This is a genomic window from Leifsonia xyli, from assembly GCA_001647635.1.
GTDB lineage: Bacteria > Actinomycetota > Actinomycetes > Actinomycetales > Microbacteriaceae > Leifsonia > Leifsonia xyli_A.
The window spans coordinates 1430503-1448260 of the sequence record CP014761.1 but is presented as its reverse complement, the minus strand read 5'-3'; the positions used below and the strand labels follow the sequence as shown (position 1 = coordinate 1448260).

Annotated in this window: 15 protein-coding genes; 11 read left to right on the top strand and 4 right to left on the bottom strand. The window is 69.8% G+C overall.

Annotation, left to right across the window (positions count from 1 at the left end):
- Positions 1–66: 66 nt before the first annotated feature.
- The 6 genes from A0130_07040 to guaA all read left to right on the top strand — a co-directional run bounded on the left by A0130_07040 (position 67) and on the right by guaA (position 6853).
- Complete coding sequence (locus A0130_07040) at positions 67–1908, top strand: glycerol-3-phosphate dehydrogenase (protein ID ANF33336.1); 1842 nt, start codon at positions 67–69, stop codon at positions 1906–1908.
- A gap of 117 nt (positions 1909–2025) precedes the next feature.
- Positions 2026–2556 carry a hypothetical protein gene (locus A0130_07035; GenBank protein ID ANF31454.1) on the top strand — a complete coding sequence of 177 codons (531 nt, stop codon included), beginning with the start codon at positions 2026–2028 and terminating at the stop codon, positions 2554–2556.
- A gap of 3 nt (positions 2557–2559) precedes the next feature.
- Positions 2560–3951, top strand: a complete 1392-nt coding sequence (locus tag A0130_07030; GenBank protein ID ANF31453.1) for a potassium transporter — start codon at positions 2560–2562, stop codon at positions 3949–3951.
- Positions 3952–4004: 53 nt separating this feature from the next.
- Complete coding sequence (locus A0130_07025) at positions 4005–4808, top strand: hypothetical protein (GenBank protein ANF33335.1); 804 nt, start codon at positions 4005–4007, stop codon at positions 4806–4808.
- A gap of 4 nt (positions 4809–4812) precedes the next feature.
- A complete protein-coding gene (locus A0130_07020) occupies positions 4813–5262 on the top strand; it encodes a hypothetical protein (GenBank protein ID ANF31452.1) in 450 nt (149 codons plus the stop codon).
- Positions 5258–6853 (top strand): GMP synthetase, encoded by a 1596-nt coding sequence (gene guaA / locus A0130_07015; protein ID ANF31451.1) that lies wholly within the window; start codon positions 5258–5260, stop codon positions 6851–6853. Before A0130_07020 ends, guaA begins: the two co-directional genes overlap by 5 nt.
- A 70-nt stretch (positions 6854–6923) precedes the next feature.
- Here guaA and A0130_07010 read toward each other — a convergent pair whose 3' ends face one another.
- Positions 6924–7715, bottom strand: a complete 792-nt coding sequence (locus A0130_07010; GenBank protein ANF31450.1) for a hypothetical protein — start codon at positions 7713–7715, stop codon at positions 6924–6926.
- Positions 7716–7753: 38 nt separating this feature from the next.
- Complete coding sequence (locus A0130_07005; GenBank protein ID ANF31449.1) at positions 7754–8296, bottom strand: hypothetical protein; 543 nt, start codon at positions 8294–8296, stop codon at positions 7754–7756.
- A gap of 77 nt (positions 8297–8373) precedes the next feature.
- On the opposite strand from A0130_07005, the gene A0130_07000 reads away from it, so the two are divergent.
- The 3 genes from A0130_07000 to A0130_06990 all read left to right on the top strand — a co-directional run bounded on the left by A0130_07000 (position 8374) and on the right by A0130_06990 (position 13061).
- Complete coding sequence (locus A0130_07000; protein ID ANF31448.1) at positions 8374–9435, top strand: glycerophosphodiester phosphodiesterase; 1062 nt, start codon at positions 8374–8376, stop codon at positions 9433–9435.
- 63 nt (positions 9436–9498) lie between these two features.
- A complete protein-coding gene (locus A0130_06995; GenBank protein ANF31447.1) occupies positions 9499–12018 on the top strand; it encodes an ATP-dependent DNA helicase PcrA in 2520 nt (839 codons plus the stop codon).
- Positions 12015–13061 carry a hypothetical protein gene (locus tag A0130_06990; protein ANF31446.1) on the top strand — a complete coding sequence of 349 codons (1047 nt, stop codon included), beginning with the start codon at positions 12015–12017 and terminating at the stop codon, positions 13059–13061. Before A0130_06995 ends, A0130_06990 begins: the two co-directional genes overlap by 4 nt.
- On the opposite strand, the gene A0130_06985 is transcribed toward A0130_06990, so the two are convergent.
- Both A0130_06985 and A0130_06980 read right to left on the bottom strand, forming a co-directional pair.
- Positions 13058–13888 carry a hypothetical protein gene (locus tag A0130_06985; protein ID ANF31445.1) on the bottom strand — a complete coding sequence of 277 codons (831 nt, stop codon included), beginning with the start codon at positions 13886–13888 and terminating at the stop codon, positions 13058–13060. The genes A0130_06990 and A0130_06985 overlap by 4 nt on opposite strands.
- Before the next feature lie 57 nt (positions 13889–13945).
- Positions 13946–15430: a hypothetical protein gene (locus A0130_06980; GenBank protein ID ANF31444.1), complete on the bottom strand. Its 1485-nt coding sequence runs from the start codon at positions 15428–15430 to the stop codon at positions 13946–13948.
- A gap of 234 nt (positions 15431–15664) precedes the next feature.
- On the opposite strand from A0130_06980, the gene A0130_06975 reads away from it, so the two are divergent.
- Both A0130_06975 and A0130_06970 read left to right on the top strand, forming a co-directional pair.
- The gene (locus A0130_06975) at positions 15665–16828 is read left to right on the top strand and encodes a succinate--CoA ligase subunit beta (GenBank protein ID ANF31443.1); all 1164 of its coding nucleotides are present in this window, start codon (positions 15665–15667) and stop codon (positions 16826–16828) included.
- Positions 16829–16845: 17 nt separating this feature from the next.
- Positions 16846–17733 (top strand): succinate--CoA ligase subunit alpha, encoded by an 888-nt coding sequence (locus tag A0130_06970; GenBank protein ID ANF31442.1) that lies wholly within the window; start codon positions 16846–16848, stop codon positions 17731–17733.
- Positions 17734–17758: the final 25 nt, after the last annotated feature.

Sequence of the window (17758 nt, the reverse complement as noted above, 5' to 3'; positions counted from 1 at the left end):
ACGATGACGGATACGCAATCGGCTCCGGGCGGCGATAGGCACGCCACCCCCGCCTCCAACCCGGCCGTGACCTACCCGTCGCGCCTGGGGCCGGCGGAGCGGGCGGCGGCGATCGCGGCGCTCAAGGACACCGAGCTCGACATCCTGGTCGTGGGCGGCGGCATCGTCGGCGCAGGATCCGCGGTGGACGCCGCGACCCGCGGATTGAGCGTCGGCCTGGTGGAGGCGCGCGACTTCGCCTCCGGCACCTCCAGCCGGTCGTCCAAGCTCGTCCACGGCGGCATCCGCTACCTCGAGCAGCTCGACTTCCGCCTGGTGCGCGAGGCGCTGATCGAGCGCGGGCTGCTGCTGCAGCGCATCGCACCGCACCTGGTGAAGCCGGTCCGGTTCCTCTACCCGCTGCACAAGCGGGTCTGGGAGCGCTTCTACATCGGCGCCGGCATGATGCTCTACGACATCTTCTCGTACACGGGAGGCCGTCCTCCGGGCGTGCCGCACCACCGGCACCTCAGCAAGCGGCAGGTGCTCAACGCCATCCCGTCGATGAACAAGGACGCGCTGGTCGGCGGCATCACGTACTACGACGCCCAGGTGGACGACGCCCGGTACGTCGCCAACCTGGTCCGCACGGCCGCGCACTACGGCGCGCACGTCGCGTCCCGCGTCCGCGTGGAGGGCTTCATCAAGGTGGGCGAGCGCGTCGTCGGCGTGCGGGCGCACGACCTCGAGACCGACGAGCGGTTCGACATCCGGGCGAAGCAGGTCGTCAACGCGACCGGCGTGTGGACGGACGACACCCAGTCGATGGTGGGCGAGCGCGGCCAGTTCAAGGTGCGCGCGTCCAAGGGCATCCACCTCGTCGTGCCGCGGGACCGCTTCCAGTCGAAGATGGGCCTGCTGCTCCGCACCGAGAAGAGCGTGCTGTTCGTCATCCCGTGGGGCCGCCACTGGCTCATCGGCACGACCGACACCGACTGGCACCTCGACAAGGCGCACCCGGCGGCGACCGCGGCCGACATCGACTACCTGCTCGCGCACGTCAACGAGGTGCTCAACGTCCCGCTGACGCGGGAGGATGTCGAGGGCGTCTACGCCGGCCTGCGGCCGCTGCTCGCAGGCGAGTCGGAGCAGACGTCGAAGCTGTCGCGCGAGCACCTGGTCGCCCACTCGGTGCCGGGTCTCGTCGTGATCGCCGGCGGCAAGTGGACCACGTACCGCGTGATGGCGAAGGACGCGGTCGACTCCGCGGTCAGCGCGCTCGACGGCAAGATCCCCGCCTCCACCACGATGGAGATCGCGCTCGTCGGCGCGGAGGGCTACCAGGCCGCCTGGAACCGCCGCCACCGCATCGCGAAGGAGTCCGGCCTCCACGTCGCGCGGATCGAGCACCTGCTCAACCGCTACGGCACGTTCGCGGAGGACATCCTGGCGCTCATCCGGGAGGACCCGTCGCTCGCCGAGCCGCTGCCCGGCGCCGACGACTACGTCGGCGCGGAGGTCGTCTACGCGGCCAGCCACGAGGGCGCGCTGCACCTCGAGGACGTGCTCGCCCGCCGCACGCGGATCTCGATCGAGGCGTGGGACCGCGGCGTCTCGGCCGCTCCGGTCGCCGCGTCCCTGCTCGCACGCGTGCTCGGCTGGGACAAGGCGCGCGAGGAGCGCGAGGTGAAGACGTACCTCCAGCGGGTCGAGGCCGAACGGGCCAGCCAGCTGCAGCCCGACGACGAGTCGGCCGACCGCATCCGTCTCGAAGCCCCCGACATCGTGGATGTGGACGCCGCAGCGGCGAAGCACGTCGCCCCGCCGAAGTCCCGCGGTGCGAAAGCCGGCACGCCGACAAAGGCCGACGAGGCGCCGAAGGACGTCGAAGGCGCGGGCGGGGAGGACGCCCCGGCGACGGAAGGCTGAGAACCGCCGCAGAGAGGCCCTCCCGGGACGCCCATCCCGGGAGGGCCTTCGCGCGCCTCCGATAGACTGGTACCTCACCCCCCTTATGCCGGCGAACCCGGCGGATGGAGACGGATGATGGTTGACGTTCGACGGGTCAAGCTCCCCGGGGTCGGGGTGCTGCACACCTTCGTCACCGACGACGGAGGCAAGGTCGGAGTCATCGCGCACCGGTCCGGCCACAGCGACCTGATCACGTTCTCGGACCACGAGGACGGCAGCGACGTCACCAAAGTGTCCCTCCGGCTCAGCGAGGACGAGGCGCACACCCTCGCCGAACTGCTCGGCGGCACGCAGATCACCGAGACGCTCACCGCGCTCGACCAGATCCCCGGCCTCAGCATCGACTGGTTCACGGTCGACTACGACGACCACATCGCCGGCCAGCAGCTGGGCGCGCCCGGCGACCGCGGCTTCGTCGGGCTCACCGTCGTCGCCGTCGTGCGCGGCGACTCCGCCAACCCGGCTCCCGCTCCCGACTTCAAGGTCTTCCCCGGCGACACCCTCGTCGTCGCGGGGACGCCGGAGAAGGTCGCCAAGGCCTTCGCGTTCTTCCGCACGGGCGAGATCGCCGCCCGGGCCACCGCCGACGCTCCGCCCGGAGGCTGATCGATGCACCTCGGCGAAGACCTCATCGTCCTCGGACTCCTCCTGCTCGTCGCGTACGTGCTGGGGCGGCTCGGCAAGCTGGTGGGCCTTCCCGCGATTCCGATCTACATGCTCGTCGGTCTGCTGGCGAGCCCGCACACCGGCTGGTTCCCGCTCAACTTCGAGAGCGATTACATCGAGCTCATCGCCGTCTTCGGGCTCATCCTGCTGCTCTTCAATCTGGGGCTGGAATTCGACCAGGACGAGTTCTTCGGCAACTTCGGCAAGCTGATCGTCTCCGGCGGCTCGTACATCCTCATCAACATGGGCGTCGGGTTGATCTTCGGCTTCATGGTCGGCTGGGGCACCCGTGAGGCGCTCATCATCGCCGGGATGACGGCGACCTCGTCGTCCGCGATCGTCACCAAGCTGCTCATCGAGCTGCGGAGGCTGGCGAACACCGAGACGCCCATGATCCTCGGCGTCACCGTGGTCGAGGACATCTTCATCGCGATCTACCTCGCGATCGTGTCCGTCGTGCTGAGCGGCGAGACCGACTTCTGGCCGGTCGTGGCCAAGCTCGCGATCGCGTTCGCCTTCCTCGTCGTGATGTTCACGATCGCGCGGTGGGGCGGCCGGTTCGTGTCGCGGCTGTTCCGCACCAAGGACGACGAACTGTTCACGATCCTGTTCTTCGGGTTCGCGGTGCTGTTCGCCGGCATCGGCGAGATCCTCGGCGTCACGGATGCGATCGGCGCGTTCCTGATCGGCCTGGTGCTGGGGGCGACGAAGTACCGCAACAAGATCGAGCACATCGCCATCCCGCTGCGGGACGTCTTCGCGGCGTTCTTCTTCCTCAACTTCGGTCTCGCGCTGAACCCCGCGCAGTTCCCGTCGGTCATCGTGCCCGTGCTGGTCGCGGTGCTGCTGACGATCGTGCTCAACATCGCCGCCGGGCAGTTCGTCGCGTGGATCAACGGGTTCGGCGTGCAGGCCGGCATCAATACGACGGTGATCCTGCAGAACCGCGGAGAGTTCGCGCTGATCCTGGCAACGCTGTCGCTCGCGGCGGGACTGGACGAGCGCATCCAGCCGTTCGCGGGCCTCTATGTGCTGATCATGGCCGTGCTCGGCCCGATCCTCGCAGCGAACTCCGAGAAGATCGGTGCGATGATCCTCAGGTCCGGCCCCAAGCGCCGACGCGAACGGAAGAAGAAGCGCGATCCCATGCTCGACGAGGAGATCGCGCTCGTGGAGGCCGCGACGGCCGACCTCGACCCCGACGCGCAGCGTGACACGCGGAGCGCGGACGAGACGCAGCGCGCGGTCGACCGGATGGTCGAGGCCGCGATGCAGGAACACGACATCAACGGTGAGCGGGCCGGGGAGCCGGCCGGCGAGCGGGAACGGGATTGACGATCGAGACCACGACGGGACGGCCGCCCCAGAGCGAGACGACCCTCTTCCAGATGATGCTGCGCCCGCGGTGGATCGGCGCGCTGATCTTCGCGCTGCTGCTCGCCGCAGGGTTCGCCTGGCTCGGGCAGTGGCAGCTGGAGCGCGCGGTCGAGTCCGGCAAGGCCGTCGAGGCGCCGACCGAGACCGTGCTCCCGCTCGCGCAGGTCGCGGGACCCGGAGCGCCGCTGAAGGATGTCGCGGTCGGCCAGCTGGTCGAGTTCACCGGAACGTTCGTCCCCGGCGACGACCAGCTGCTCGAGGGCCGACTCAACGACGGGAAGAGCGGCTGGTGGGTCGTCGGTCACGTGAACCTGCAGCGCGACGGTCAGCCCGTGGCGCTCGCCGTGGCGCGCGGCTGGGCGGCCGACGAGGCGACGGCGAAGGCCGCGGTGGCCCGGCTCGCGGAGGAACCTGCGCCCGAGCAGCGCATCGTGGGCCGCATCCTGCCCGACGAGCAGCCGGAGCTGCCGAACGACAAGAAGAACGACCCGACCGCGATGCAGAGCCTCGGCGTCGGCCAGCTCTACAACCTCTGGCGTGGTGTCGACGGGGTGGATGTGTACGCCGCGTACGTCGTCCAGCGCGGCGCTCCGGAGGGCCTGGTCCAGATCGACTCCCCGCCTCCGATCGCGCAGACCGAGCTCAACTGGCTGAACGTGTTCTACGCCGCCGAGTGGATCATCTTCGCGGGGTTCGCGGTCTTCCTCTGGTACCGCCTGGTGAAGGACGCGAAGGCGCGGGAGGACGAGGAGCGCGAAGAGGCCCGGGTGGCGTCCGAGGCGCAGGAATCGGCCACCGCGAGGACCGTAGAATAGACCCATGCCCCTCGCTCCCAAGCTCGAAGACTTCCCGAAGATCCGCGGGGCGCTCCGGTTCTACCAGGTGTTCGCCTACATCACGGGCATCATGCTGCTCCTGCTGTGCGCCGAGATGATCGTCAAGTACGGCATGGGCTACCAGCTCTTCGCGTTCAGCAACTACGGCGCCCTCACCTTCGTCCCGGTGCAGACCGCGGTCCCGCCGACGGGCGTCGACCTCAGCACCGGCATCCTCATCGCACACGGCTGGCTCTACGTCGTGTACCTCATCTCCGACTTCCGCCTGTGGAGTCTGATGCGCTGGCCGTTCACGAAGTTCGTCATGATCGCCCTCGGCGGAGTCGTGCCGTTCCTCTCGTTCTTCGTGGAGGCCCGCATCACCAAGCAGGTGAAGTCCTATCTGGCCGGCCGCGAGGCCGAGGCCACGACCCTCGCGGAGGCGACCAATTAGCGATTCAACGAACACGGCCGACTCTGCGAACCCGACCGGCCCCGTCCTCGTCGTCGACTTCGGCGCGCAGTACGCACAGCTGATCGCGCGCCGCGTGCGCGAGGCCAACGTGTACTCGGAGATCGTGCCGCACACCGTCACGGCCGCCGAGATCGCCGAGAAGCGACCCGCGGGCATCGTCCTCTCCGGCGGTCCCTCGTCGGTGTACGAGGAGGGCGCCCCGCGGCTGGACGAGGCCATCCTCGACCTCGGCGTCCCCGTCCTGGGCATCTGCTACGGCTTCCAGGTGATGGCCACCGCGCTCGGCGGCGAGGTCGCCAAGACCGGCCAGCGCGAATACGGTTCGACCGCGGTCCGGATCTCGGATTCTGGCGTCCTGCTGGACGGCCAGCCGGAGCAGCAGACGGCGTGGATGAGCCACGGCGATTCGGTCTCCCGCGCGCCCGAGGGTTTCGAGGTGCTGGCCTCCACGGAGGGCACCCCCGTCGCGGCGTTCGCCAACGACGAGCGCAAGCTGTACGGCGTGCAGTGGCACCCCGAGGTGAAGCACTCGACGTACGGCCAGGCCGTGCTCGAGAACTTCCTGCACCGCGCGGCGGGCATCCCCGCAGACTGGAACAGCGGCAACGTGATCGCCGACCAGGTGGCGGCGATCAAGGCGCAGGTCGGCTCCGGCCGCGTCATCTGCGGACTGTCCGGCGGCGTCGACTCGGCGGTAGCCGCGGCGCTCGTGCACAAGGCCGTCGGCGACCAGCTGGTCTGCGTCTTCGTCGACCACGGTCTGCTCCGCAAGGACGAGGCGCGTCAGGTCGAGGAGGACTACGTCAAGGCGACCGGCATCCGCCTGGTAACCGTGAACGCGCAGGAGCAGTTCCTGACTGCGCTCGCCGGCGTCAGCGACCCGGAGACCAAGCGCAAGATTATCGGCCGCGAGTTCATCCGCGTCTTCGAGCAGGCGCAGGCCGACCTGATCGCCGAGGCGGCCAGCGAGGGCGACCCGATCCGCTTCCTCGTCCAGGGCACCCTGTACCCGGACGTCGTGGAGTCGGGCGGCGGAGCCGGCACGGCGAACATCAAGAGCCACCACAACGTCGGCGGTCTGCCGGAGGACCTCCAGTTCGAGCTGGTGGAGCCGCTGCGCACGCTGTTCAAGGACGAGGTGCGCGCGATCGGCCGTGAGCTGGGCCTGCCGGAGGAGATCGTCGGGCGTCAGCCGTTCCCCGGGCCGGGACTCGGCATCCGGATCGTCGGCGAGGTGACGCAGGAGCGTCTCGACCTGCTGCGGGATGCGGACGCGATCGTCCGCGCCGAGCTGACGGCCGCCGGACTCGACCAGGAGATCTGGCAGTGCCCGGTCGTGCTGCTCGCGGATGTGCGCTCGGTGGGCGTGCAGGGCGACGGCCGCACGTACGGCCACCCGATCGTGCTGCGCCCGGTGTCGAGCGAGGACGCGATGACCGCCGACTGGACGCGCCTGCCGTACGACCTGCTCGCGAAGATCTCGAACCGCATCACGAACGAGGTGGACGGCGTGAACCGCGTCGTCCTCGACGTCACGTCGAAGCCGCCGGGGACCATCGAGTGGGAGTGATCTCCCGCTGACGCGAGAAGGCCCGGGATGCTGTGAGCATCCCGGGCCTTCTGCGTTGCGTCTGTCCGCGTCAGTCGCGGCTGATGGCGAGCATCCGCAGGATCTCCAGGTACAGCCAGATGACGGTCACCATGATGCCGAAGGCGCCGGTCCAGCCGTAGATGCGCGGTGCGCGGTTGGCGACGCCCTGCTTGATGAAGTCGAAGTCGAGCACCAGCGAGTAGGCGCCGAGCAGGACCACGAGGACTCCGATGATCAAGCCGAGCTTGATGCCGGTGTTGCCCAGCTCGACGCTGTCGAGGCCGAAGGTCCCCTTCGTGACGCCGGTCCACATCAAGATGAGGTTGACGACTGAATACAACAGGTAGCCGAAAATCGCGACGAGGAAGATCTTGGTGGCCTTGGCCGATGCGCGGACCTTCCCAAACGCGAACAGGGCGAGAGTCACGCCGACGACCGCGAAGGTCGCGATGACCGCCTGCACGACTATGCCCGACCACTGCGACTCGAAGAACATCGAGATCGCGCCGAGGAAGACGCCCTGCACCGCCGAGTAGGCGAGGATGAGCGCGGGGACCGGCTTGCGCTTGAAGATGTTCACCAGCGCCAACACGAAGCCGACGATCATCGCCGGGAGGGCGAGCGCGGGCAGGAACCAGCCCACGGCGGCGCCGGCGAGCAGCAGGACGAAGCAGATCGCCGTCTTGACGATCGAGTCCTCGACCGTCATGCGGTCGGTGTCCGCGGCGGTGGCCGACGGCGCCTGGTACATCTGCTCCAGGTTTTCGGCCGACACGGTCGCGGCCTGGCCGTTGCTGGAGAAAGCCGGGTTCGTCGAGAACGCCGGGTTGCTGAGTGCCATGAGCTCCTCGTTCGTGTGGGGACCCGTTCGGGTCGTCTTCAGCTAAATCTACGGGGTTCTTTTCTGAGAGTTCTGACAGATTGCCATGAATCGAATCGGATCGCGATCCATCTCGCCGTCCACGCGGCGACCACGATGACCACGCTGCTGGTCAGGATGGTGATCCACCCGTGCTGATAGTCCCTCACCAGGAGCGGGATCACCAGACTCCACCCGATCGGAAGCACGAGGACGGCGAAGGCCGGCAGCGGCCGGAGGCGCACCAGCAGCCAGGCGGCGAGGGTCACGGCGTAGCACCACGCGAAGCCGGAGCCGCCGAGCATCAGCCAGGTGAAGCCGAGCACCGGGAGGGCCACGGCGACGCGCCGCCCGATCGTCGACGGCATCACCGCCCAGGCGGCCGGCTGCATGAGGGAGCCGATCAGCAGCAGCGTCAGGCTGTATGTCGTCGTGCCGAGGACGCACGCCGTCCCGACGACGAGCATCGCGAGTCCCGTCGCCAGCCGCGCCCGGTACGAACCCCAGCGCAGGGGCAGACGCGAGGCGGGCTCCGTCCAGCGGGTGTCGGGTTCGGCGGCCACGGCTCGATTCTGGCACCACCGGGCGGCGGCCCCCGCGGCGTCCCCGGCGCTCCGCGCGTCGCCGCTAGGATCGGGCCATGCGCCCGCGGAACGCCCCTGTCATCATCGGGCACCGCGGTGCGCCGGGGTACCGGCCGGAGCACACGCGCGGCTCCTACGAGCTCGCCTTCCAGCTCGGCGCCGACGCGGTCGAGCCGGATCTGGTGGCGACGAAGGACGGCGTGCTGGTCATCCGCCACGAGAACGAGATCTCGGGCACCACCGACGTCGCCGGCCGTCCGGAGTTCGCGGACCGGCGCACCACCAAGGAGGTGGACGGCGTCGCCCTCACCGGCTGGTTCACCGAGGACTTCACCTGGGACGAGCTGGCCACCCTCCGTGCGCGGGAGCGCATCCCCGCTCTGCGCCAGGCCAGCTCGACGTTCGACGGTCACTACCCGCTGCTGCGGCTGCGCGACCTGCTCGACCTCCTCGACCGCGTCACCGACGGCTCCAGGGCGCCCGGCCTGGTCGCGGAGCTGAAGCACGCCACCTACTTCGAGGCGGCCGGACTGCCGCTCGACGAGCTGTTCACGGCCGAGTTGGCGGACGCGGGCTGGACGGATCGCGCCGGCATCGTCGTGGAGAGCTTCGAGAAGACGGTCCTGGCCCAGCTGTACGAGCGCGGGTTCCGCGGGAGGCGCGTGTACCTGCTCGAGGACACGGGCGCGCCCGCCGACCGCGTCGCGGCCCTCGGGTCGTCCGCGCCCGGCTACGACACGGACCTCACGCTGCGCGGGCTGTACGCCCTGGGCTCTGCCGGGTCGCCGGCCGATCGCGTCGACGGCATCAGCGTCGAGACGACGCAGGTGCTCTCGTCGGGCTCGGTGTCGGTCGCCCTCTTCGGCGAAGAGGACGCGGCGGACGTGGGCGCGGTCACCTCCGACCTGGTCGACCTGGCCCACTCGGCCGGTCTCGCCGTGTTCTGCTGGACGCTGCGACCCGAGAACGGCATGCTCCCGGAGGAGTTCCGGTCGGGCGGCTCCGCGTCCGACTGGGGCGACTGGCGGCGCTACTACTCGATCCTGCTGCATTCCGGAGTGGACGGGGTCTTCGCCGACCATCCCGATCTGGCCGTCGCCGTGCGGGACGGCCACTGAGCTCGGGCGCCCGGGTGAGCTCCCGGACGAATGACGGTGGCAGCGACTAAAATTGTCTGAGACATGACGAGCCTCCCCGACGCCCCGCAGACCACCCCCTCCTCCGTCCCGATCATCCTGGACGGGTGGCAGGGCGACGGCGCAGCTCCCGCCGCCGACGGCAGCGGTTCGCGCGGGTCCGGCTCGGGCCACTGGGGACCGAGTGAGCGGCTGTTCGCCGGTCTGAACCCGCAGCAGCGCGAGGCCGCGGAGTACCGCGGGCAGGCCCTTCTCATCGTGGCCGGCGCCGGATCCGGCAAGACGAGCGTGCTCACCCGCCGCATCGCCGGCCTGATCGAGAGCCGCGAGGCCTGGCCGAGCGAGATCCTCGCGATCACGTTCACCAACAAGGCGGCCAACGAGATGCGCGAGCGCGTCGAGCAGCTGCTCGGCGGCAAGGCCCAGGGCATGTGGATCTCGACGTTCCACTCGGCCTGCGTCCGCATCCTGCGCCGCGAGGCCGAGACGATCGGCAAGACCCCGAGCTTCACGATCTACGACTCGGGCGACAGCCGGGCCCTGCTCAAGCGCATCATCAAGGAGCTGGACGCCGACACGCTCGGCTTCACCGTCGGATCCGCGGCGAACCGCATCTCGAAGCTGAAGAACGAGCTGACCGATCTCGAGACGCACGCCCGCACGGCGAACCTCAGCGATCCGCAGGAGGTGATGTTCCTCGAGATCTTCCGCCAGTACACCCGCGAGCTCCGCCGCGCCAACGCGTTCGACTTCGACGACCTCATCGCCGAGACGGTGTTCCTCTTCCGTGCCTTCCCGCGCGTCGCGGCCCTGTACCAGAGCCGCTTCCGGCACATCCTCGTCGACGAGTACCAGGACACGAACCACGCGCAGTACTCGCTGATCCGCGAGCTGACGATGCCGGTCGCGCCGGACATCGTCGACGACCTGGAATCGCACGGGCGCAATGTCCGTCCGCTGCGCGATGCCGCCGGTGTCATCCCGCCCGCGTCGCTCACCGTGGTCGGCGACTCGGACCAGTCGATCTACGCCTTCCGCGGCGCCGACATCCGCAACATCGTCGAGTTCGAGCGTGACTTCCCCGGAGCAAAGGTCATCCTGCTGGAGCAGAACTACCGCTCGACGCAGAACATCCTCAGCGCCGCCAATGCGGTCATCGCCAACAACTTCGACCGCAAGGACAAGAAGTTGTGGACCGCCGTGGGCGACGGCGAGAAGATCATCGGCTATACCGGCTACTCGGGTCACGACGAGGCTCAGTTCGTCGCCGACGAGATCGAGAAGCTCCACAGCGCTGGCATGGCGTACAAGGACATCGCCGTGTTCTACCGCACCAACGCCCAGACCCGAGCGCTCGAGGAGATCTTCATCCGCTGCGCGCTGCCGTACAAGGTGATGGGCGGCACGAAGTTCTACGAGCGCGCCGAGATCAAGGACGCGATGGCGTACCTGATCACGGTGGCCAATCCGAGCGACATGCTCGCGCTCCGTCGCATCCTGAACACGCCGAAGCGCGGGATCGGCCCCGCGACCGAGACCCAGTTGGCGAGCTACGCGGAGGACAACGGACTCACGTTCCGCGCCGCGATGCGCGACGCGGCGTCGCTCGGCCTCGGCCCGAAGGTGACGAACGCGATCCTGCAGCTGTCGAACCTGCTCGACGAGGCGGCGAGCAAGATCGACCCGTCGAACCCGGCGGGCGTCTCGCCGGTGGCGGATGTGCTGACCTTCCTGCTCGACGGCAGCGGCTACCTCGAGGTGCTGCGCAACAGCCGCGACCCGCAGGACGAGGCGCGCGCCGAGAACGTCGACGAGCTCGTCGCGGTCACCCGCGAGTTCGCCCGCAACAATCCCGACGGCACGCTGGTCGACTTCCTCACCGAGGTCTCGCTGGTCGCGGCGGCCGACGAGATCGACGACTCGAGCGGCGCCGTCTCGCTGATGACGCTCCACACCGCGAAGGGACTGGAGTACGACGCCGTGTTCCTCACCGGCATCGAGGAGGACCTGCTCCCGCACCGCATGTCGGCCAACGAGCCCGGCGGCCCGGCGGAGGAGCGGCGCCTGTTCTACGTGGGGATCACGCGCGCCAAGAAGCGGCTGTTCCTGTCGCTCGCCATGACGCGGGCGCAGTTCGGCGAGACCGCCGTGGCGATGCCGAGCCGTTACCTGCAAGAGATCCCCGCCGATCTGATCGACTGGCGACAGTCGCCGGGCTCGGCGAACGGACGCGGCGGCACGCAGTCGCGCGCGCTCAACGCGCGACGCCCCGGTCTCGGCGCCGGTTCCGGCAGCGGCTCGGGCGGCTGGAACGACTCGCTCGCGGCTCCGGCGTTCCGGCAGGAGCGCCCCAAGGCCGAGTGGCCGAACCGCGTGACGGGCAAGGTCCGCGACAACGGCGACCTGGAGCTGGAGCCCGGTGACCGCATCCGGCACGCCGATTTCGGCGAGGGTCGGGTGACGGCCGTGACCGGGCAGGGTGCCAAGCGCGTGGCGCACGTGCAGTTCGAGAAGGTGGGCGCGAAGAAGCTCCTCATCAAGATCGCTCCGATCGACAAGCTGTGAGGGCGCCCGCCGCACCTCCGCAGAACCTCGAGGTGGGTCTGCGGGCGGCGCTCGCCGTCGCTGTCCCCCTGGTGGTGCTGTACGCCGTCGGCCGTCTCGACCTCACCGCGTACGCCACGTTCGGCGCGTTCACCGCGTTGTACGGGCGGAACGAGCCCTACCGGTTGCGGGCCCGGACGCTGACGGTCGCCGCAATGGCTCTGCTGGCGAGCATCTCGGCCGGCGTCGGCCTGGCGGTGGCCGGCGAACCGCTCGTGCTCACCGCGCTCGCGTTGGTCGTGGTCGTCGGCGAAGGGACTCTGTTCGTCACGGTGTTCCAGATCGTGCCGCCGCAGGCGCTGTTCTTCGTGTTCGCACTCCTGGTCTGCGCGGCCGTCCCGACTCCCGCCGCCGACGCGCTGCCGCGCATCGGCCTTGCGGCTGCCACTGCGGTGTTCGCGTGGCTGGTCACCATGTCCGGATGGGCCATCCGACGGCTCCCCGGCCTGCCGCACCGCGCTCTCAGTCGGGCCGGCTTGGTGAACGAGCTCCGTCGGAGACCCGGGCTCGACCTGGCCGCGCTGCGCGACCCGCGCGTCTGGCTGACCGTCGGGCAGAACGTCGTCGGCGTGCTGCTCGCCGGGGGAATCGCTCTCGCCTTCGGTTTCGGCCACGCCTATTGGGCGATCGTCAGCCTGGTCGCGGTCATTCCTCCGGCCCGTGCCGCGCACTCGATCTCGCGTTCTCTGCACCGCATCATCGGCACCGTGGTCGGCGTGGGTGTGACCGCGCTGATCCTGGTGTGGTCGCCTCCCGCGGCCGTGGTGATCGGCGTGATCGTGGTCTGCCAGTTCTTCGCGGAGATCCTGGTCGCCCGGCACTACGGGGCCGCCCTCGTGTTCATCACGCCGCTCGCGCTGTCGGTCTCGCACCTGGCGAGCCCGACCCCGCTCGGAGTGCTCGTGGTCGATCGTGTGCTCGAGACCGTCCTCGGCGCCGCGATCGGCATTGTGCTGGTGCTTCTGGCTCGCGGGATCGAGCGCGCCCGAGGACTCGCCGCCTAGTCCGACGCGAGGGACGGCGAGGCCGGGCCGGTCGCACCGACGGTCCGGCGCAGCTTCGCCAGATACCGGTCGCGGGGGAGGTGGCGGAGCCGCAGCGGCAGCCTCGGATAGACGATGCGCGTCCACCGGAACAAGCGGTCGAAGCGGCGCTGACGACGCTCGTCCCACGGCAGGTGGAACTGCGTGCGCACGGAATGTGGGAGCAGGCCCGCGGTCACCAGGCGGAGCAGCGGCGCACTCGGGCCGAACCACCAGGGCACCGCTTTCGGGTAGAGGATCTGCCGCGAGACCGCCAGCACATCCGAATCCACGGAGAGAGTTCCCACCAGCTCGTTCCAGTAGGCGTCGAACGCGTCGCGCGTCGCGGGCCATCGGTCGGGGGACAGCTGCAGATTGGAGAGGGAGCTCGTCATATCCCGGTAGACCGCATCCGCCTGCCGGTCGGTGAGCGGCCCGAACACGCGCCGATGCAGGTCCATCATGGTCTGGTAGAGGGTGGCGGCGACCCAGAGCTGCAGGTCCGGATCGTAGGCATTGTACGTCGTGGCCGGAGAGCCGCCGCGGACGGGAGCGTGCGCCCGGTTCACGATACGGCGGATGGCCCGCAGTTCGTCCGGCGTGCCGAACATCGACGCGGTCAGGTAGAGCATGGTGCCGTCGAAGCGGTCCATCAACCGCGTCGCGAAGTCGCTGTGCTCCACCACACCGCGCCCCACCGCCGGGTGCGCGATCTGCAGGAGGAGCGCCCGGCCGCCGCCGGCGAGTGTCAACGCCTCCGCTGCGAGCTCGCTCGCCACGACAGGCCTGTTCCGCTGAGAGGTCCGCACGCCGACATCCTGACGTGAGCGCCTGCGAAGGTCCCCAAAGCGTGCGCATGGTGTCGCTCATCGCCGCATCCACGTCGAACGGGCGCGACGCGGGACGCGCCGGCCGCGGAGCCGGGCACCGGTGACGAGGCCGATCCCCGCCAGTGCGGTGCCGGCGCTCCAGAGCGCCGGGGCGGACACGTCGGACCCCGTCGCGGCCAGCTCGCGTGTGGACTGATGCTCCACCGCAGGCGCCGCGACCGAACCGACCCTGCTGATCTCCTGGGCGACGCCGAACCGCGAGGTCCACGGCCTGATCCGGCCGCCGCCCTCCGGCTCGGGCGTCCGCGACGGGTCGATGCGGTCGGTCCAGACGTAGTAGCCCTCCGACGGAAGCGTGCACGACGGCGTGGTGTACTCGCCGGCGCCGTGGACCTCCGTCTCCACGGTGCAGACGGTCGGGCCGTCGTCAGGAGCGGCTTCGGCCTCCGAGATGGGTGCGCCGAACGGCCCGTGCAGGGTGCTCTCGACGACAGCGGTCACCGGCTCGAATCCGTCGTCCACAGCCCGGACACCCCAGCTCGGAAGCAGCCCCTCGCCATCGGCGACGCTCACGGTGAGCCGGTCCGCGACCTGGGCGCCGGGACGCGCCTCCGGTGCCGTGGTCCGCGTCTCGACGCGGGGCTGGAACGGCAGCGGCGACGGTCCCGTGACGTCGGCGCGGGCGACGGCGGACGCGGTGGACGGCCGGGCGATCAGCACCGCCTGTGCGTCGACGGTCGGCAGGGCGACGGTCACATCACGCCCGTAGGGCAGTGCGGCCGTCGTCGCCGTCGCCGAGACGGCCACGCTCGCCCCTGTCCCGCTCGGGAGGATCGGCACGTCGGTCCCCGACGGGATCGAGGCGGTCGAACCGCCGTCGGCGAAGGTCGCGCCGTCGAGCGTCACCGACACCGGATGGGCGCCCGGAGCGAGCGATTCGGCACCCGAGAGGCGGTCGACGGTCAGCTCGACCCGGACGCGCCCGGGCCCGGATGCTGCCAGTTCGACGACAGCGGCCGCGTGCACCCCGGTGGATCCCCGGCTCTGCGCCTCCGCCAGCATCTCGTGGGCGCGCGCGTAGACGGCGTCGGTGTCCGCCCCTGCTCGCGCGGCGTACTTCTGCGCCTCCGGCTCGGACACGCCCGCGTAGATCCAGGTCGCCAGCTGGCCGGCGGCCGCGGTCAGCGGATCTCCGCCGGGCGCCCAGGTGCGTGCGATGTAGGCGAACACCGCGGACTGCTCGGGCGTCCACCATCCCATCCCCGCCGGGTCGGCATAGCTGTACTGCAGCCCGACGGGCGCCGCCTTGCCCGGGTTGAGGCAGAAGCCCTGCGCGCCGTCGTCGAACCGGTAGGCGCCGAGCCACCAGCCGTCGGAGGACAGATAGCCGGGCCCGTGCCCGACGCCGGCGAGGGCGCGGGCGGCCGGCGCGGACGCGAACAGGCTCTGCAGGACGCCGAGGAAGACGGCGAGGCCGACGAGGCTCACCGCGGTGATGAAGGAGAGAGGTCGTTGGGTCATGCCTCCACGGTCGCGGCCACAGCACCGGCCCGACCCGGCATTCTGCGAATCAGTGGAGAACCTCCCGCCGAGAAGGCCTGTGGACAGGTCGCCCGGTTACGAGCCGTCCAGGCGGACGCGCTAAAGTTCTTCCTGGCGAATTTATCTCGGCGTCGAGCTATTCTCGCGTCGGACCGCCAGGAGCAACCAGCCGGCAGCCACGAGCTCACCGGGCAATCAGCGGATTGGATAACCGTGGATCTATACGAGTACCAGGCCAGAGACCTGTTCGAGAAGTACGGGGTCCCGGTCCTTCCGGGCATCGTCGCGGACACCCCCGAGGAGGTGCGCGCGGCAGCCGAGAAGCTCGGCGGCGTGACCGTCGTCAAGGCGCAGGTGAAGGTCGGCGGGCGCGGCAAGGCCGGTGGCGTGAAGGTCGCCAAGACCCCGGACGAGGCGGAAGAGGCCGCGAAGGCCATCCTGGGCCTCGACATCAAGGGCCACGTGGTCCGTCGCGTGATGGTCGCCGGTGGCGCCCGCATCGCCCGCGAGTTCTACTTCTCGGTGCTCCTCGACCGGGCCAACCGCTCGTACCTGTCGCTGACCAGCGTCGAGGGCGGCATGGAGATCGAGCAGCTCGCCGTCGAGAAGCCCGAGGCGCTCGCCCGCATCGAGGTGGACCCGCGCGGCGGCGTCGACCACGCGAAGGCCGTCGAGATCGCGAAGGCCGCCGGCTTCCCGGACGACCTCGTCGAGAAGGTCGCCGACGTCTTCGTGAAGCTCTACGAGGTCTACACCGGCGAGGACGCGACCCTGGTCGAGGTGAACCCGCTGGTCCTCACCGAGGAGGGCGACATCATCGCCCTCGACGGCAAGGTCACCCTCGACGAGAACGCCGACTTCCGTCACCCCGACCACGAGGCGCTCGAGGACAAGGCCGCAGCCGACCCGCTGGAGGCGAAGGCGAAGGCCGCGAACCTCAACTACGTCAAGCTCGACGGCCAGGTCGGCATCATCGGCAACGGCGCGGGCCTCGTCATGTCGACGCTCGACGTCGTCTCCTACGCCGGCGAGAAGCACAGCGGCGTGAAGCCGGCGAACTTCCTCGACATCGGCGGCGGTGCGTCCGCCGAGGTCATGGCGGCGGGCCTCGACGTCATCCTGAACGACCCGCAGGTGAAGAGCGTGTTCGTCAACGTCTTCGGCGGCATCACCGCGTGCGACGCGGTCGCGAACGGCATCGTGAACGCCCTGCAGATCCTGGGTGACGAGGCGAACAAGCCGCTCGTCGTGCGGCTGGACGGCAACAAGGTCGACGAGGGCCGCCGCATCCTCACCGAGGCGAACCATCCGCTGGTCACCCTCGCGCTCACCATGGACGAGGGCGCCGACAAGGCCGCCGAGCTGGCCGCGAAGTAAGCGAAGGACGAACAACCATGTCTATCTTCCTCAACAAGGACTCCAAGGTCATCGTCCAGGGCATCACCGGCGGTGAGGGCACCAAGCACACCGCTCTGATGCTGAAGGCCGGCACTCAGGTCGTCGGCGGCGTCAACGCGCGCAAGGCCGGCACGACCGTCACCCACGGCGACGTCGAGCTGCCCGTCTTCGGCACGGTCGTCGAGGCGATCGAGAAGACCGGCGCCGACGTGTCGATCATCTTCGTGCCGCCGGCGTTCGCGAAGGACGCGATGGTCGAGGCCATCGACGCCGAGATCCCGCTCCTGGTGGTCATCACCGAGGGCATCCCGGTGCAGGACTCGGCCGAGGCCTGGGCCTACGCCAAGGAGAAGGGCAACAAGACCCGGATCATCGGCCCGAACTGCCCCGGCATCATCACGCCGGGCGAGTCGCTCGTCGGCATCACCCCCGCGACGATCACCGGCAAGGGCCCGATCGGCCTGGTCTCGAAGTCCGGCACGCTGACGTACCAGATGATGTACGAGCTCCGCGACCTCGGCTTCTCGACCGCGATCGGCATCGGCGGCGACCCGATCATCGGCACCACGCATATCGACGCGCTCGCCGCGTTCGAGGCCGACCCGGAGACCAAGGCGATCGTCATGATCGGCGAGATCGGCGGCGACGCCGAGGAGCGCGCGGCCGACTTCATCAAGGCCAACGTCACCAAGCCGGTCGTCGGCTACGTGGCCGGCTTCACGGCGCCCGAGGGCAAGACAATGGGCCACGCCGGCGCCATCGTGTCGGGCTCCGCCGGCACGGCGCAGGCCAAGAAGGAGGCCCTGGAGGCCGCGGGCGTGAAGGTCGGCAAGACGCCGTCCGAGACCGCCCAGCTGCTCCGCGAGGTGTACGCCGCGCTCTGACGCGGACGCGCTGCAACGCACGAGG

Excerpts from the sequence above, each read along its gene's own strand:
- A0130_07035 (ANF31454.1), top strand. The coding sequence starts at position 2,026 with ATGGTTGACGTTCGACGGGTCAAGCTCCCCGGGGTCGGGGTGCTGCAC.
- A0130_07030 (ANF31453.1), top strand. The coding sequence starts at position 2,560 with ATGCACCTCGGCGAAGACCTCATCGTCCTCGGACTCCTCCTGCTCGTC.
- A0130_07025 (ANF33335.1), top strand. The coding sequence starts at position 4,005 with ATGATGCTGCGCCCGCGGTGGATCGGCGCGCTGATCTTCGCGCTGCTG.
- A0130_07020 (ANF31452.1), top strand. The coding sequence starts at position 4,813 with ATGCCCCTCGCTCCCAAGCTCGAAGACTTCCCGAAGATCCGCGGGGCG.
- A0130_07010 (ANF31450.1), bottom strand. The coding sequence starts at position 7,715 with ATGGCACTCAGCAACCCGGCGTTCTCGACGAACCCGGCTTTCTCCAGC.
- A0130_07000 (ANF31448.1), top strand. The coding sequence starts at position 8,374 with ATGCGCCCGCGGAACGCCCCTGTCATCATCGGGCACCGCGGTGCGCCG.
- A0130_06995 (ANF31447.1), top strand. The coding sequence starts at position 9,499 with ATGACGAGCCTCCCCGACGCCCCGCAGACCACCCCCTCCTCCGTCCCG.
- A0130_06980 (ANF31444.1), bottom strand. The coding sequence starts at position 15,430 with ATGACCCAACGACCTCTCTCCTTCATCACCGCGGTGAGCCTCGTCGGC.
- A0130_06970 (ANF31442.1), top strand. The coding sequence starts at position 16,846 with ATGTCTATCTTCCTCAACAAGGACTCCAAGGTCATCGTCCAGGGCATC.